Here is a 16,161-nt window from a genome sequence, read left to right as displayed (position 1 = left end):
TGTTATTATGGATCTAAAAAGAATTACTAAGTTTGTTAAGCAACCTCAGCTTATTTTTTTATCATTAGGGCATATAGGGGTATTTAAATGGATGAAAGATGAAACTTATTTAAAAATAGCATTCTACTTTAAAATGGGTAAAAAATTAGATCTGAATAAACCAAAAACATATAGTGAGAAATTACAGTGGTTAAAGTTAAATGATCGAGACCCGAACTATACTAGTTTAGTCGATAAATATGAAGTGCGAAAATTTATAGAGAAAACTATAGGAGAGAATTACTTAATTCCTCTACTTGGCGTTTGGTATAACGTCGATGAAATTGATTTTGATGAGCTACCAAATGAGTTTGTTTTGAAATGTACACACGATTCTGGAGGAGTAGTTATCTGTAAAGATAAACGTGAATTAGATATAAAAAAAGCTAAAAAGAAACTACAGAAATCAATGAAACACAATTATTACTGGGGCCAAAGGGAATGGCCTTATAAAAACATAACACCTAAAATTATTGCCGAAAAATACATGATAGAAACAAGGGATAAAGATTTAAAAGATTATAAATTTATGTGCTTTAATGGAGTACCTAAAGTTGTTTTAGTTGTATCGAATAGGAATAAAAAAAATAATAATGTTCTAATGGATTTTTATGATCCAGAGTGGAACAAATTAAATTTAAAAAGGTCAAACAAAAAAAGCAAAGATGATTCGCATGAAAAACCCATTAACTTAGATAATATGCTAGAAATTGCTACAATTTTAAGCCGGGGATATCCTTTCATTAGAGTAGACTTTTATGAAGTAAACAGGAAACTTTACTTTGGAGAATTAACACTTTATCCTGCCTCAGGAATGGAAAAGTTCTCACCAGATGAATGGGATAATGTATTAGGTACATGGACTGATTTGTCTATAGCTTATAATAATAGATGATGGAAGAGGTTAAGATTAAATGAATATAAAAATAAAATTTAAAAATGTAATTTCACTTATTTCATATATATATATAATCTCACTATTAACCATGGCAAATCATGATCAATATTTTATTATCAATAGAATTTCGTTTGTCTTTTTATTTCTGATGTTCATCACTATTAGTATTAAAAGGAGGATTAAAATAGATCAGTCAATTTTAATCTTTTTACCGTTTGTATTTATTGTGATACTGTCGAACTTATGGGCAGTTGACAGAGCAGTTTCAGTTCATAGAACGGTTGGTATTATAACATATTTCTTGGGTGCATTAATAATTTATATCTTTCTAAAAGGTAAGTTCGTTAGTAAAAAAGCCTTAATGAGCTCTTTATTTATATCCTTGTGGATACTTTCTATTACAGCATCGTATGAATACTATTTTTTGGGTTTTTCTAGAGGGGCGGGAGTTGTCCAAAACGCTAATACGTTTGGTTTAAACGTTATATATATAAGTCTTATATTATTATTCACCATTAATAAGTCAAGTAAGCTATATAAGTGGAAGATATTTTTATTAATAATATTTATTATTAACTCAGTAATTGTTAGTGGGAGTAGGAAAATATTTATATCTGTATTTTTAATGTTGCTACAGTATGTATTAATGGAAACATTAGTAGATAAAAAAAGACTAAAAGTAATTTTTTATTTAATATTTTTTATTTTAATAGTAATTTTAGTTTTGAGTACTGATATTTTTCACGATATGTTTAAGAATATTGAGGCCTTTAATAGACTCTTAAGTAGAGACGATAATAGTTATAATATACGGACTGAAATGATTAATTCATCGATTAGTCTATCCAAAGAACGACCATTCTTTGGATATGGAATTGATAACTTTAGATCTATTTCAGTTTTTGGAACATATTCACATAATAACTATACAGAATTATTAGTATCCGTTGGTATAATAGGCATGTCACTCTATTATCTTATATATTTATATGTAATCAGGATTAATTATCATATATTTGTTAAAACTCGGAATATTAAAGTTTTTTCTTTCTTTGTATTATTCATAGTTATTCTACTCGTTCAAGAAGTCGCACTTGTAACAATAAATAGTCCAAGGAATTGGTTAGTTTTATTTTTGTTACTTTGGATGACACAAGACTTTCAGAAAAGATATCAACCATTTGATTATAATTTGTTACAATAATTTTTGATACTAATAACTTTTTAGACTTAAATTAATTAGATTGGAGTTATAAGACGTGAGACATATACAATATATTAAACAAATGTTAAAATTTTTCCTAGCATTTGTAATATGTAAGACTATATTAAGAAGTAACTATTCAAAAAAAATTTGGTTAATAGGCGAAAAAAAAACAGAAGCAAGAGACAACGCTTATCATTTGTTTAAATATATTAGGGAGAATCATCCAGAAATAAATGCTCATTATGTTATTAGCAACGATTCCCCTGATTTATATAAAATTGAAAAATATGGAAACTTAGTAAGCCTATATTCTATGAAACACTATATATATTATCTAACATCATCCAAGCTGATTAATTCACAACTCTCTGGGGCATTTCCATTCTGGCATTGGTTTACGAATGCTTTTCCATTTTTGAAAAATAAATCTCAGCACTCTATTTATTTGAAACACGGGGTTTATAAAGATGAAATGGATCATAAAGTGGATTACTCTAATACCCAGTTCTCCTTAGTCTCTTGTGTAGGAGATAAAGAGAAAAAATTTTTCATAGATACTTATGGATATCCTGAGAGTGTTGCCCAAAGTATAGGGCTATGTAGATTTGATAATCTGCCCACAGAGAAGACTAGTGATCATAGACAAATTTTAGTTATGCCTACATTTAGGAATTGGCTCGTTTCAAAAAATAGAATGGAAGATGCTTCTGACAATGAAAACAGTAAATTTATAAAAAGTGAATTTTTTAAAAATTATCTAGATTTTTTTAATAGCGAAGAACTTGAAAAGATTCTGAGTAAATATAATTACAAAGTAGTTTTCTATCCTCATTATTCCATCCAAAGTTATTCAAAGGTATTTAAAGAACATATCAATCCCAATATTATTGTTGCGGATAGATTCCACTACGATGTTCAAGAATTATTAATTAACAGCTCTATACTTGTCACAGATTTTTCGAGTGTTTTTTTTGACTTTGCATATATGGGAAAACCTGTTATATATTATCAATTTGATAAGGAAAATTATAGAAAAAACCATTATAAAAAAGGATACTTTAATTATGATTCTGATGGATTTGGAAATATAGTGGGTAATACTAGTGATTTAATAAGTGAAGTGGAAGAATGTATAGTTAGAGATTTAAAGTTACCATGTACTATAAAAAAAAGGGTAGATGAATTCTTTGAGTATCGTGATAATAATAATTGTAAAAGGACTTTCGAATTTATTAATAATCTGTGAGATGTTTAATCATCTGGAGGGTAAATATGGGAAATTATCATCAATTTAGAGTGAAATATGATATGAAGTATAAAATATATTATGATAAGTATTATTATGCAATGATTCTCTTTGATATGGTTATTAAAAATTATGAAAGAGGAACTACTCATCTGTCGGTCTCTTTACTGAATGAAATCAAAGGAAACTTCAAAGGATCTAAAAATTTTTGGAAGAATATTTTAACTAGTTTGATTTCTAAATTAAACTATTTATATAGCAAAATAAAACGTCATAATTCTGTTTTAATCTTAGACTCTAATAAGTTTAAGTTATTAAACGAAGCAATAAAAACTAACACGAAAAAGAATAAAAAAAGCATCAAAGTAGTTGCTCCGAAAAAGATAATGGATATAAGAGGAATAATTATACCGAAGACAGTTATATACAATAAGGATTTAAAAAACCTACTAGAAAGTATTTCTATTGAGAATTTACCTGAAATATTGGAAAATGAGTATCTTATGAATTCGTTTAATTTGAATATTAAGAAATCTGTATTTCAAGTTAATCAAATTTTAAAAGTAAACAATATTGAAAGCATATATACGATAAGTGATCAAAAGTTCGAAAATCGATTAATTTGCGAAGCTGCAAAATTATCCCAGATTCCTTTTTTTGTGTTTCTACATGGATATCCTCAAGGTGGCGAATATATAGGGGTGCTTCCATTTCACGGAAGCAAACTTCTTGTATGGAACAGAGAACAAAAAGAACGCTTAAGTAAAATAATGGATATTAATAAGCTGGAGATATTTGGTTATCCTAAGTTTGATAAACTTTATTTAAAGAAGTTCCAAAATGTTAGTACTATTAAAAATAAAATTACATTTATTTCTCAACCTTTCGAAGAGACTGGTATTAATTTCAAAAGGGAACTTGTATATTCTAAACTATCTAAGTATAAGGATGATAATTACATAATAAATATAAGGTTGCATCCAAAAGAAAAAGATGACTTAGTAAAAATTAATCAAATAATTAATATGGGATTTAAAGTATCGACCGATTCTCTATTATATGATATATATAGTAGTAGTAAAATAATTGGATATAATTCTTCAGTATTGTATGAAGCTTTTTTAATCTCTAATGATAAAGTTTATCAAATAGACGATGATACTCCTATTAATTTTAAATATAGTTTTATAAAGAAATTATATTTAGAGGATTTAGAAGAAATTAAAAATAATGATAATCATAATACTATAACCCAATCTAAATATTTAATTGAGGATTTTAAAACAGAAGTTAAACATCTATTAATTAGTGATAATTAGATTAGTATATTATCTTTTGTAATATATATAAGTAGGTGAAATATTGGTAAATATTACTAGATTCATAAATTATAAATCAAAAAAGATAAAAAAAAATAAATTTACTAAAAATATAATAATGTTAACAAGTGGGAGTTTAATAGCTCAAATAATAAATACCTTTTCTACACCATTAATAACTAGGTTATACTCACCGGAAGAGTACGGCGTCTTAACTATTTATGGATCCATCTTAGCAATGATGTCAATTAGTTCTTTGAATTACGAACAAGCGATACCGATAGCAGATGATGAAGATGCAGCGAATAATGTACTGTTTTTAAGTTTTTCTATTTTATTTACATTTGTTATATCTACGACCTTTATTATAGCAATGTTTGGTTCTTCTATATTCGAGTATTATGATGATAGTGGGATACTTTATACCTATAGATATTTTTTGCCTATTGGGATGTTATTTACAGGTATGTATAGAATCTTTATTAAATATGCTTATAGAAAGAAAAATTTTGATATTATTTATAGAACAAAAGTAACCCAAAGTATTACTGGTAATCTAGTGAAAATTTTCGGAGGTTTTTTTGGTCTTGGGTCGATAATGTTAATAATTGGAAAAATCGTTGCGAATAGTGCAGGTGTAATTAATCTATCTAAGCAACTAAGTTCTGAAAGCTATTCTAATCTAAGTATTTCTAAACTATATTGGTCCTTTAAGAGATATATCAAGTTTCCGCTTTATTTAACTCCTAGTACTTTTTTTCAAAAATTTACAAATCAAATACCGATTATATTTATCGGAATTCTATATGGTAGTGAAATGCTGGGATACTATGGTCTTGCTTATAATATAGTTAAATTACCCATGAATTTAATAGGACAGTCAGTTAGTAATGTATTTTATGCTGAAGCAGCTACATTAGGAAAAAGTGATCCAATCAAATTGAAAAGATTATCTGATAAACTAATCATTAGACTTGTATTTATTGGTATGATTCCTTTAATAGTGATTCTTCTCTTTGGTCCGCATTTATTTTCGTTATTTTTTGGTATTGAATGGTATCATTCAGGCGTATATGCTAGAGTTATATCGTTTTTGGTGTTTTCTAACTTTATATTTACTCCTGTAAGTAGAGTATACGAAGTCTATGAAAAGCAAAGAGAAATATTTTTACTAAGTTTATTTAGATTATTTATATCTGGATTAGGATTTGGAGTTTCATATATTCTTAACCTGAATTTTATATGGGCATTAATTCTTTACGTAATCGCTTTATCTTTTGTGTATTTAATTACGTACTTAAAGGCACAGAGAATATTGACTGATCAAATAAGATTATTTAATATTTATAAAGGTCAAAAATGATACATCGAAATAAATTAAATTGCTTATCGAAAAAAATTTAATGAATTAATGCTAAACCTGAATAATTCATAGTTCTGCATATAAGCTATTTTCTTGAACAAATTTCCTGTCTTTTAAATTAGTCAGTTACTTTTTTCCAAAATAATATGCTTTTGAATATGATGACTACGGGAGAAACTCATATTAATAGTCCTTTGTCTATTTAAGGGCAGACTGACCCCTTGAGAAAGAATCGGTTAAAAATTTATGTGATAAACGATCTAAATCCATTGTTTGGATCACCGCAGGCGTTCGAAAACCTTATAAAATTCAGTTTGATATACATGATAACTCGACAGTTTGAGATAGATCTTTCTGCCTGTTTTAACGAGTTTACCAGCAACTTTGAGCAATGTCAGTCGGATAGAATGAATCGTCATACCCCGATTCACTTTTACAAATCCAATGGTCTTTAAAAAATTGACGAGGTTATAAGCCAGGACACTGATCATCATTCTGATGTGATTTTCCAGGAAGAGTGGGCTATCTGTTTTATCAAAATAAAAGCCTGATTTCGCTTCTTTGATGAAATTATCCATTGTACCTCGTTTGCCGTAAAGAGAGAATATGACTTCAGGCGAGACATAGTCGGATAGATTAGTCATAATAAACGTATGGTGAAAGAGCAATTCTCCTCCTTCTCGGACGGAACGTATATAGACACGACGGGGTTTCGACCAGGATTGTGCTTGATAAGGTAGTTAAAAATACTGCACTTCTTGCTCTTCCCATTCTTGATTGTCCCCGTAAAGAACGGAGTGTTCAGCTAACTGACTTAACCTCCGATTGCTCTTTAATCGGATAACGTACTGGCTTTCAGTTGCTTTACAAGACTCATACACCTCTGGTGTGGCGAATCCGCTGTCACCCCGAACCAATATGTCGGTATGAGGTAAAGTGGTCTTGTAGTATTGTAACAACGGGTTCATAAAAGCCTTTATCCCTTTGGATGTGTACTGATTTCCTGAACGCAGCTCAGCTTTCAAAAAATCCCCGGTCAGTCCGTCGAAGGCATCCAAAGGATGATAACCGTAGGTTTGATAATGTGCATTATAATCTGTTTGTTCTTGATGACTAAAAGTATCTGAATGTGTGGAATCGACATCAATGATTAATTCGGTGTCATTGCGAATCAAATGAGCTTTATCAATGAGCGACTGATTTAATGCTTGTAATTGACCCACGTTTTTCTCGGTGAAACGATCTAAAACCGTGAGATTGACGATTGTGATGCCAACTGCTTTTTACCTAGTACGACTTGAAATACTGGATTTCGTCTTAATAGATTAGCTGATGAGTCAGCCGAATAACCAGCGATTAACTGCATAATAAGCTGTTCTAATATCGCTAAGTTATCATGTGTGAAGTAAGCGCGGTTATCTTTGATGTCTAGCAGAGATTGTGACAAATCAGAGAACTGGAAGGTGTCTATCACTTCTTTTACCAAGACTAAACCCGAATCACTCGATAAGCGACCACCTGTATGTGAAATAGTAATGTTTGCATTGAATTTTACCTGGTTTTTGTGTAAGCTAATCATTAGAAGAACTCCTTTCTTATGGTTGGTTTCGACACCTTTACCATATCAGAACGGGGTTCTTTTCTCATCACTTAACGGGTTAAAATGAAAAAGTAATTGTAGACTGCCGTTAGGCAGTTTCAGACGGTTTAAATTAAAAGTATGAATTATTCAGGGCTAAAAGATTTAGTTAACTAGGGCTATTTTAATTATAATAATTGTATGAATTTGCAAAAAATATAACTCAGGTTTTTATTTATTAATATTTCTAACTTGATTAAATTTATCATTCTGCAGTTATTTATATAAAAATATATTATGAAAAATAAAATTAACTATCTACGATAAAAGGGTTTTTTAGATAGTAAAATAACCGATATTGATGGAAACTTTTAAAGAGATAACTAATTCCTATCATAGTGTATTATTTTATTGTGATAGAAAGGCTGTATTAATCAAAGTATTTATAGATTTCGTTTATTTATATATGAAATATAGAAATATAGATTCTTTGATTTTGAAATTTAAAAATAAAAAGGTAACACTGTACAATATCTTGAATATATAACTACCAATATAAATATAATAGTAATTAAAAAGGAGAAAATTATGCTTAATAACAAATCGATTTTAATCACAGGTGGAACCGGATCTTTTGGCAAACAATTTACAGAGATGGTTCTATCAAATTTTGATCCTAAAAAAGTTATCATATATTCCCGGGATGAGTTTAAACAAGATGTCATGAGAAAAATGCTGACAGAGAGATTTCCTGAAAAAATATCTAAAATGAGATTTTTCATTGGTGATGTACGGGATAAAGATAGACTGTACCGTGCATTTAAAGGGGTAGATTATGTCGTTCATGCAGCAGCTATGAAGCAAGTTCCCGCATGTGAATATAATCCTTTCGAAGCAATCAAGACAAATATTAACGGTGCTCAAAATATTGTAGATGCAGCGATAGATAGAGGCGTCCAAAAAGTGATTGCCTTATCAACGGATAAAGCTGTAAACCCTATTAATCTCTATGGTGGGACAAAATTAGTTTCTGATAAATTGTTTGTTTCTGCCAACTCTTACCGCGGTGATGAAGGGACCATATTTTCAGTCGTTAGATATGGTAATGTATCAGGAAGCAGAGGATCAGTTATTCCATTCTTTAGAGAATTGTTGAACCAGGGCGTCAAGGATCTTCCTATCACTGATGAAAGAATGACACGTTTTTGGATGACGCTAGATGATGCGGTAGATTTAGTAGTCAAAGCCCTTGAAGAATCTAAAGGCGGAGAAACGTACGTCTTTAAGAACCCGTCATATAAAATCACAGATGTTGCGGAAGCAATTAATCCTAATGCTGACTATAACGTTGTCGGTATTCGAGAAGGAGAAAAATTGCATGAAGTTATGATAACGAGTGATGATTCGCGCGGAACTTATGACTATGGCGATTACTATATCATCTATCCGAATTATACCTGGTGGACTAAAGATACAGACTTCAAGCCTGGTGGAACGCTGATCGAAGAAGGCTGGGAATATAATTCTGGCAACAATACGGAATGGCTGGACGTAGAAACACTACGAGATAAAATCAATGAACTAGGCTTATAATCGGGGGAATGACAATGGATAAATTAGCAATCAATGGTGGGGAACCCGTAAGAGATGAATTATTAACTTATGGTAAGCAATCCATCGATGACGATGATATTCAAGCAGTTGTAGATGTATTAAAAGGGGATTTTTTAACAACAGGTCCATATGTTAAAGAATTTGAGAATAAGATAGCAGAATACGTCGGGGCAAAATATGCTGTGGCCGTTTCAAACGGAACAGCCGGATTGCACATGGCCTGTTATGCCGCAGGAATCACTGAAGGTGATGAAGTGATCGTCAGCTCTTTAACTTTTGCAGCTTCGTCAAACGCTGTATTGTACTGTGGAGGAACGCCAATATTTGCCGATATAGATCCGCTCACATATAATATCGACGTAAAAGATATCGAAAAGAAAATTACGGACAAAACTAAAGCAATTATTCCTGTAGATTTCACGGGTCAATCGGTGGATATGGATGCGATCAAAGTATTAGCTGAAAAACATGATCTTGTCATTATAGAAGACGCAGCTCATGCCTTAGGCAGTGAATATAAAGGGGAAAAAGTTGGATCACAGGCTGATATGGTAGAATTCAGTTTTCATCCAGTTAAACCAATCACAACTGCTGAAGGCGGAATTGTAACGACGAATAATGAAGACTACTATGAAAAAATGATGGAATTTAGAACACATGGTATTACAAGAGATCCCGATAAATTAAAAGTTGATCATGGGCCATGGTACTATGAACAGCAAACACTTGGATATAATTACCGGTTAACTGATGTACAAAGTGCATTAGGAACAAGTCAACTGAGTAAATTAAATAATTTCATTGAAAGACGTCGGGGAATTGTTGGTATGTATAACAAGGCATTAAAGGATATTGAAGAAATCACCACTCCGTATGAAGCTGAGTTCTCTAATTCGGGATGGCATATTTATGTTATCAAGTTAAATACCGAAAAATTAAACGTATCGCGTAAAGAGGTCTTTGAAGCCTTATATGCTGAGAACATTGGAGTTAATGTTCATTACCTGCCAGTATATTTACACCCTTATTATGAAGAGTTAGGATATGAGAAAGGCCTTTGTCCGAAGGCTGAGGCATTGTATGAAAACATCATTACGTTACCTCTACACCCGAACATGACCAACGATGATGTTAAAGATGTTGTTGATGCTATGAATAAAGTACTAGATTACTACCGAAAGTAGGCTTTTTAATGAAAATTGGTGTAGTTATACAAGCAAGAATGGGTTCGACACGTTTACCAGGAAAGGTTTTAAGAGAACTAAAAGGGAAGTCCGTCTTAAATCATGTTATTGAAAGAGTAAAACAGGCAGAAAAAGTTGATCAAATAATTATAGCAACGACTACACTGTCTAAAGATAATGTAATTGAATCTGAAGCAAAGAAAAATGACGTATCATTCTTCAGAGGAAGTGAAAGTGACGTTCTATCTCGATTTTATTTTGCCGCAGTTGAAAATAAGTTGGATGTTATTGTCAGGGTTACTTCAGATTGCCCTTTGATTGATTCTAGACTACTGGATAATATGATTGACTTTTATCTGAATAACCAATATAGTCTGGTTTCAAATGCAGGTACAGAGCCCGAAACTCGGAACTTTCCTAGAGGATTGGATATAGAGATATTTGCCTTTTCATTACTTGAGAGTGCATTCAAGAATGCACAAGAAATGTACCAAAGAGAACATGTCACCCCTTATATCTATGAAAATACAGAAGATGTTCACTATTATAAAGCAAACCATGACTTATCTGGTTATAGGTGGACGTTAGATACCGAAGAAGATCTGCAGTTAATTACTGAGATATACGAAAAACTTTATCATGGAGAACACGATTTTTACATGAATGATGTTGTTAACTTATACCATACACATCCTGAATTGTCGGAGATCAATTCTCATATAGAGCAAAAAAAATTAAATAAGTAGGATTGATTGAAATGAAAGTGAAAATTCTTACAGAAGGTGGCAAGTCTATTGGGTTAGGACATCTTTCACGCTGTTCTGCTCTCTATGAAGAATTGCTTCATAGAGAAGTTATAGTAGACTTTGTCGTTAATGGAGATGTTGATTCGGTAAATTTTATTAAAGAATATCCCATTATAAATGTAGACTGGCTAAATCATGATTATATAAACAATAATATCTCGTCAAATGATTATGTTATTGTTGATTCATATCTGGCCACTAATGAAGATTATCTAAAATTAAAAAGCAAATCTCGAGAATTGTTTGTCATAGATGATTTTGGTAGGTTACACTATCCTGAAGGAACTATAATCAATCCTTCTTTAAATACTGAAAGTATAGATTATTCTTGTGCGAATAAACATTCCTTGCTCTTAGGACCGAGGTATGTGATCGTTCGGTCTGCTTTCGTAAAAGAAGAGAACAGAACACTCCGAGATAGTGTTAAAAAGGTAATAATCATGATGGGTGGAACGGATATAAGAAATTTGACACCTGCTTTAATTGAAACCCTTGCTTCAAAAAATCCTTCTGTAGAATTTAATGTAGTAATCAATAAAGCTCAACATTCAGAATTGAATTTAGGAGTAAATCCCAAAAATGTCTCTTATCATTCTAATCTTACTGATATAGAAATGAGTCGATTGATGTCTGAAAATGATATTGCCATCACTGCTGCCGGACAATCTATTTATGAATTGATGGCTACACAAACGCCATTCCTCGCAATTCAAGTTATAGATAATCAAAAAAACAACTGTGATGCAATAATAAAGCATATTTCTCCTGAGATAGTATTTCATTATACTGATACTGATTTATTGACCAAGATAGAATCTGCATTTCACCAAATTGAGGATAGAACTGTACGAAAAGAACTCGTTAAGAAACAGCGACAGCTTATAGATGGAAAAGGATCACAGCGGATAGTAGATGCGCTAATTTATAAAAGCAAAAATAAGAATATCTGTATAAGAGAAGCTAAACTAAGTGATATTGAGAATGTTTATAATCTTTCCAACCAAGATTATGTGAGAAGACATTCTATAAATAAAGAGAAGATTGCTTGGAAAGATCATATTAAATGGTTTGAAGGGGTGATTTCGGATCCTGATGTCGTTTTTTATATTGTTACGAATAAAAATAACGATTTTCTAGGGCAAGTCCGTTATAGCCTTGAAGGAATCAATGCTACGATAAGCATAAGCCTCTCGAAAAAAATTCAAGCTCAGGGGTTAGCAAGTTTTATTTTAGAGGAAAGCATAAAAAAATTATTTAACGAAAAAAAGAATATTAAAATGATTACTGCTTTTGTATCTGTAAATAACGTAGCCTCTATCAAAATTTTTGAAAAGGTAAATTTTTGTAGAAAGACTAGCGATGCTGACCTATTAAACTATCAATTAAGGAGAGAGCAGATCAATGATAATTGAAAACTTCGATACCGACAATAAAGTATTTATTATTGCGGAACTATCCGCAAATCATGGGCATGATATCAACATTGCAAAAGAGAGTATAAAAGCAGCCAAAGAATCTGGAGCAGATGCTATCAAAATCCAAACGTATACAGCGGACACCCTAACGATAGACTGCGATAATGAATACTTTACACTAAGTAGTGGCACCATTTGGGATGGGCGCACGCTCTACGACCTTTATAGCGAAGCGTATACACCTTGGGAATGGCAAAAAGAACTCATGAATTATGCTAATAGTCTTGGACTTATCTTCTTTTCAACGCCATTCGATCATTCCTCAGTAGATTTCCTGGAAGACCTGGGTGTTCCTGTGTATAAGGTCGCTTCTTTTGAGATAATGGATATTCCACTAATCGAGTATATTGCCTCTAAAGATAAACCAATGATCATATCGACGGGGATTGCGGATTTGAGTGATATTGAAGAAGCTGTCAACGCCTGTAAACGGATGGGTAATGATCAAATAGTTCTCTTAAAGACGACGTCTTCTTATCCGGCAAAAATTGAAGATGCCAATTTAAATACGATACCTAACATGAAAGAAACCTTCGATGTGGAGGTCGGCTTATCTGATCACACGATTGGTTCCACTGTTCCAATCTTATCGGTAGCTTTAGGAGCTAGAGTAATCGAGAAACATTTTATTCTCAATAAGGAAATTGGTGGTCCTGATTCAGAATTTTCTATGGAGCCAGACGTTTTTAAAGAGATGGTAAAATTAGTCAGAGATGCTGAAAAAGCATTAGGGAAAATCGATTACAGTCTAACAGAAAAGAAAAAGAATAACAGAAAACTTGGACGTTCTTTATTTGTCGTTGAAGATATTAAAGCTGGAGAAGAGTTTACTTCAAATAATGTCAGATCTATTAGACCCGGAAATGGTATGGCACCTAAAAACTATCCAGAAGTCTTGAATAAAAAAGCAGTGACTGACATTAAACGTGGATCTCCATTACATTGGGAAATGATAAAATAAAGTTCCCATAAATTGTGGTTGTACAATTAAGGGCGTTGGTGAGACAGTATCTTACTTACGTCCTTTTGTTTATATTACAAGATAAGTGTGTTCGCCTGTTGTGTATCATGTTGACTACCGCCAGCGAAAAGCCCCTCCCATGGTAGCAAAAGAATGTACCAGTTTTTGCCATTTTAACGTACCACTTAATGAAATATCCCATAACTATTTTATTCGAGACAGCTATGGGATGCATTCATTTAATCCATAGGATCATATTGTTTTTATAGTAGTCAGATATAATAAGGAAAGGGATTTATGTATGAATTTATTCGTTATAGGCAACGGTTTTGACTTGGCCCATGGATTATATACGACATATATAGACTTCAGAGAATTTTTAGAGTTTGAAGATTGGAATTTTTTGAATCGCTTCGAAGCTACTTATGGAATAAATTCTGTTTGTAATCCTAATTATGCTAAAAGCTTTTTGTGGAAAGATTTAGAAAATAGTATTTCAAATATCGAAGAGGATAGAATAGCTGATGAAGGAATATATATAGAACTAGGGCTAGAAGTTGGAGATGAGTATGTAGAAGATACACTAGATGAACATTGGGAGACTACGTATGGATTTATAATTGAGTTCAAAGAATACTTAGAATCATGGGTCAACACAATAGAAGTAGATGCAGTAAGGAGAACTGAACTAATTAATCAAGAAGCAGAAGATTTATTCTTGACTTTTAACTATACATTGTTATTAGAAGAAATTTATGAGATTGAAAAAAGTAAGATTTTGCACATTCATGGTTCAGTTGAATTAGATGATTATGACTCCCTAGTATTGGGGCATGGTAATAAAAAGAAACTGCAGAATGCTAGAGAGAAAGCGAGATTAGCGACAGAAAGTTTTTCTGAAAAGGAGAGTAGTATTTATAATGCAATAGGAAACTATTATGAAAGAACCTTTAAGGATGTAAAAATGATTTGTTTTTCCCATACTGAATTCTTCAATAATCTAAATGAAGTAGAAAAGGTATTTATTATTGGACACTCGATTGGTGACGTTGATTTACCTTATTTTGAGAAAATAAAAATAAACGTTAGAAAAAATACTACTTGGTGTATTTATTATTATCATGAAGAAGAAAAATCTGATTTTCAAAATAAACTTCTATCAATAGGTGTTGAATTAGAGAAGATAGAACTATTACATTCAAATCTTTTTTTCAATTAGTTTAAATTTTTAAAGATATATCTAAAAAACTTGAGTGATCGAGTAAAAAGGATTATTAGTAAAAAAAATATTTCAGTTATAAAATTACGTCTATTAATAGAAAAACTAATTTCGTATGGGAAATATGGAAATAGTGAAAACATTCTGGTAACACTTTCCATTTTCATATCGTTATTAATAAGGGAGAGTCTATTTCCTAAATTATAACGAAGAAGAGAGTGTTTACTATGGCGCGTCCACTACAAATAGGTTTAAATTATTTCCCACTGGATGTTACGTTTGATCAGGATGATAAAATCGCATTGATCGAATCTGATTTTGGTATCGAAGGGTTTACGGTTATCGTCAAATTGTTAATGAAGATTTACTCCGAAGGGTACAGCTATCACTGGGGTGAAAAAGAAGTGAAGCTATTTAGCAGAAGGACTGGTGTTGCTGTTTCTACCGTTACTGACATTGTAGACGCAGGTCTCCATTGGGGCTTATTTAGTCTGCCTCTTTTTAATGACTACGGTATTTTGACCAGTCGTGGGATTCAAAAGCGCTACTTTGAAGCAGCGAGTCGTCGTAAAGATGTTCCTGTAATTAGAGAGCATGTCCTTTTAAGCGAACAGGAAATCGAGAAATACCCTAACTTGAGTATGGTCTCACTTTATCCTGAAGTAGCAGTTGAAAATAACCATGTTGACAGTGATGTGGACTCAACGGAATTAATGTCTACAATAACTACACAAAGTAAAGTAGAGGAAAGTATAGTAAAAGAAAGTAAATCATCATCACAAGTTGAAAAAGAACTAGATGATTCCGATGATGATTTATTACATATCCTTAAAGAATTTGAATCAAAGGTTCAAGTGCCTACACCCCAAATAGAAAAACAACTGAAAGACTGGCTAGCTGTCTTTGAACAGTCTGTTATTCTAGAAGCGATCAGACGAACGCACATGAGTGGTAAGTCGTTTGCTTATATGAATGCCATACTGACAGACTTCCAGAAGAAGGGCGTAAGGAGCTTTGAAGACATTTTGCCTTATGACCGATCCTTTAAGCATCGCCAGAAGTCATTTACTAACCATGTACCAAAGAGTGAATCTCTACCGGAATGGGCCAAAGATGATTACACTGATGTAGATGATCCGGTTGATGAAGATATGAATCAGAAAATCACGGAGTCACTTAACCGTATACGACAAAAACGGCAAAACTAAAACAGGACCGCCGAGGTTTCGGCAGTCCTGCTGAGGTTAGTGA

12 protein-coding genes and 1 pseudogene are annotated in these 16,161 nt (G+C 31.9%); 12 read left to right on the top strand and 1 reads right to left on the bottom strand.

The window, feature by feature from the left end:
- Nucleotides 1-7 precede the first annotated feature (7 nt).
- Genes AKA01nite_RS03230 through AKA01nite_RS03210 form a run of 5 tightly spaced genes read left to right on the top strand, consistent with a single transcriptional unit; the run spans nucleotide 8 to nucleotide 6,072 of the window.
- Complete coding sequence (locus AKA01nite_RS03230; protein WP_146923763.1) at nucleotides 8-934, top strand: ATP-grasp fold amidoligase family protein; 927 nt, start codon at nucleotides 8-10, stop codon at nucleotides 932-934.
- A gap of 19 nt (nucleotides 935-953) precedes the next feature.
- Complete coding sequence (locus tag AKA01nite_RS09455; protein WP_146923761.1) at nucleotides 954-2,141, top strand: O-antigen ligase family protein; 1,188 nt, start codon at nucleotides 954-956, stop codon at nucleotides 2,139-2,141.
- Between the two features lie 55 nt (nucleotides 2,142-2,196).
- Nucleotides 2,197-3,390, top strand: coding sequence for a CDP-glycerol glycerophosphotransferase family protein (locus AKA01nite_RS03220; RefSeq protein WP_146923759.1), 1,194 nt, complete (start codon nucleotides 2,197-2,199; stop codon nucleotides 3,388-3,390).
- Nucleotides 3,391-3,416: 26 nt separating this feature from the next.
- Nucleotides 3,417-4,709, top strand: a complete 1,293-nt coding sequence (locus AKA01nite_RS03215) for a CDP-glycerol glycerophosphotransferase family protein (protein ID WP_146923757.1) — start codon at nucleotides 3,417-3,419, stop codon at nucleotides 4,707-4,709.
- A gap of 43 nt (nucleotides 4,710-4,752) precedes the next feature.
- Nucleotides 4,753-6,072 carry a lipopolysaccharide biosynthesis protein gene (locus tag AKA01nite_RS03210; protein WP_146923755.1) on the top strand — a complete coding sequence of 440 codons (1,320 nt, stop codon included), beginning with the start codon at nucleotides 4,753-4,755 and terminating at the stop codon, nucleotides 6,070-6,072.
- A gap of 278 nt (nucleotides 6,073-6,350) precedes the next feature.
- Here the strand turns inward: AKA01nite_RS03210 and AKA01nite_RS03205 are convergent.
- Nucleotides 6,351-7,651: pseudogene (locus tag AKA01nite_RS03205) on the bottom strand (IS1380 family transposase).
- Nucleotides 7,652-8,239: 588 nt separating this feature from the next.
- Here AKA01nite_RS03205 and pseB point away from each other — a divergent pair.
- The 7 genes from pseB (at nucleotide 8,240) to AKA01nite_RS03170 (ending at nucleotide 16,118) form a co-directional block, all read left to right on the top strand.
- Nucleotides 8,240-9,244: a UDP-N-acetylglucosamine 4,6-dehydratase (inverting) gene (gene pseB, locus AKA01nite_RS03200; RefSeq protein WP_146923753.1), complete on the top strand. Its 1,005-nt coding sequence runs from the start codon at nucleotides 8,240-8,242 to the stop codon at nucleotides 9,242-9,244.
- A gap of 14 nt (nucleotides 9,245-9,258) precedes the next feature.
- Nucleotides 9,259-10,449 carry a UDP-4-amino-4,6-dideoxy-N-acetyl-beta-L-altrosamine transaminase gene (gene pseC / locus AKA01nite_RS03195; protein ID WP_222592470.1) on the top strand — a complete coding sequence of 397 codons (1,191 nt, stop codon included), beginning with the start codon at nucleotides 9,259-9,261 and terminating at the stop codon, nucleotides 10,447-10,449.
- Nucleotides 10,450-10,457: 8 nt separating this feature from the next.
- On the top strand, nucleotides 10,458-11,195 hold the full coding sequence (locus AKA01nite_RS03190) for a cytidylyltransferase domain-containing protein (RefSeq protein WP_146923749.1): 738 nt from the start codon (nucleotides 10,458-10,460) through the stop codon (nucleotides 11,193-11,195).
- Nucleotides 11,196-11,206: 11 nt separating this feature from the next.
- Nucleotides 11,207-12,667, top strand: a complete 1,461-nt coding sequence (locus AKA01nite_RS03185) for a bifunctional UDP-2,4-diacetamido-2,4,6-trideoxy-beta-L-altropyranose hydrolase/GNAT family N-acetyltransferase (protein WP_146923747.1) — start codon at nucleotides 11,207-11,209, stop codon at nucleotides 12,665-12,667.
- Complete coding sequence (pseI, locus tag AKA01nite_RS03180; RefSeq protein ID WP_146923745.1) at nucleotides 12,657-13,691, top strand: pseudaminic acid synthase; 1,035 nt, start codon at nucleotides 12,657-12,659, stop codon at nucleotides 13,689-13,691. Before AKA01nite_RS03185 ends, pseI begins: the two co-directional genes overlap by 11 nt.
- A gap of 301 nt (nucleotides 13,692-13,992) precedes the next feature.
- Complete coding sequence (locus tag AKA01nite_RS03175) at nucleotides 13,993-14,910, top strand: bacteriophage abortive infection AbiH family protein (protein WP_146923743.1); 918 nt, start codon at nucleotides 13,993-13,995, stop codon at nucleotides 14,908-14,910.
- Between the two features lie 227 nt (nucleotides 14,911-15,137).
- Nucleotides 15,138-16,118, top strand: coding sequence for a Lin1244/Lin1753 domain-containing protein (locus AKA01nite_RS03170; protein WP_146923741.1), 981 nt, complete (start codon nucleotides 15,138-15,140; stop codon nucleotides 16,116-16,118).
- Nucleotides 16,119-16,161 lie beyond the last annotated feature (43 nt).

The sequence above is a fragment of the Alkalibacterium kapii genome (assembly GCF_007988865.1).
Taxonomy (GTDB): Bacteria; Bacillota; Bacilli; order Lactobacillales; family Carnobacteriaceae_A; genus Alkalibacterium; species Alkalibacterium kapii.
This window is presented reverse-complemented; position numbering and strand designations above follow the sequence as displayed.

Excerpts from the sequence above, each read along its gene's own strand:
- pseI (WP_146923745.1), top strand. The coding sequence starts at position 12,657 with ATGATAATTGAAAACTTCGATACCGACAATAAAGTATTTATTATTGCG.
- AKA01nite_RS03170 (WP_146923741.1), top strand. The coding sequence starts at position 15,138 with ATGGCGCGTCCACTACAAATAGGTTTAAATTATTTCCCACTGGATGTT.
- pseB (WP_146923753.1), top strand. The coding sequence starts at position 8,240 with ATGCTTAATAACAAATCGATTTTAATCACAGGTGGAACCGGATCTTTT.
- AKA01nite_RS09455 (WP_146923761.1), top strand. The coding sequence starts at position 954 with ATGAATATAAAAATAAAATTTAAAAATGTAATTTCACTTATTTCATAT.
- AKA01nite_RS03230 (WP_146923763.1), top strand. The coding sequence starts at position 8 with ATGGATCTAAAAAGAATTACTAAGTTTGTTAAGCAACCTCAGCTTATT.
- AKA01nite_RS03215 (WP_146923757.1), top strand. The coding sequence starts at position 3,417 with ATGGGAAATTATCATCAATTTAGAGTGAAATATGATATGAAGTATAAA.
- AKA01nite_RS03175 (WP_146923743.1), top strand. The coding sequence starts at position 13,993 with ATGAATTTATTCGTTATAGGCAACGGTTTTGACTTGGCCCATGGATTA.
- pseC (WP_222592470.1), top strand. The coding sequence starts at position 9,259 with ATGGATAAATTAGCAATCAATGGTGGGGAACCCGTAAGAGATGAATTA.
- AKA01nite_RS03190 (WP_146923749.1), top strand. The coding sequence starts at position 10,458 with ATGAAAATTGGTGTAGTTATACAAGCAAGAATGGGTTCGACACGTTTA.
- AKA01nite_RS03185 (WP_146923747.1), top strand. The coding sequence starts at position 11,207 with ATGAAAGTGAAAATTCTTACAGAAGGTGGCAAGTCTATTGGGTTAGGA.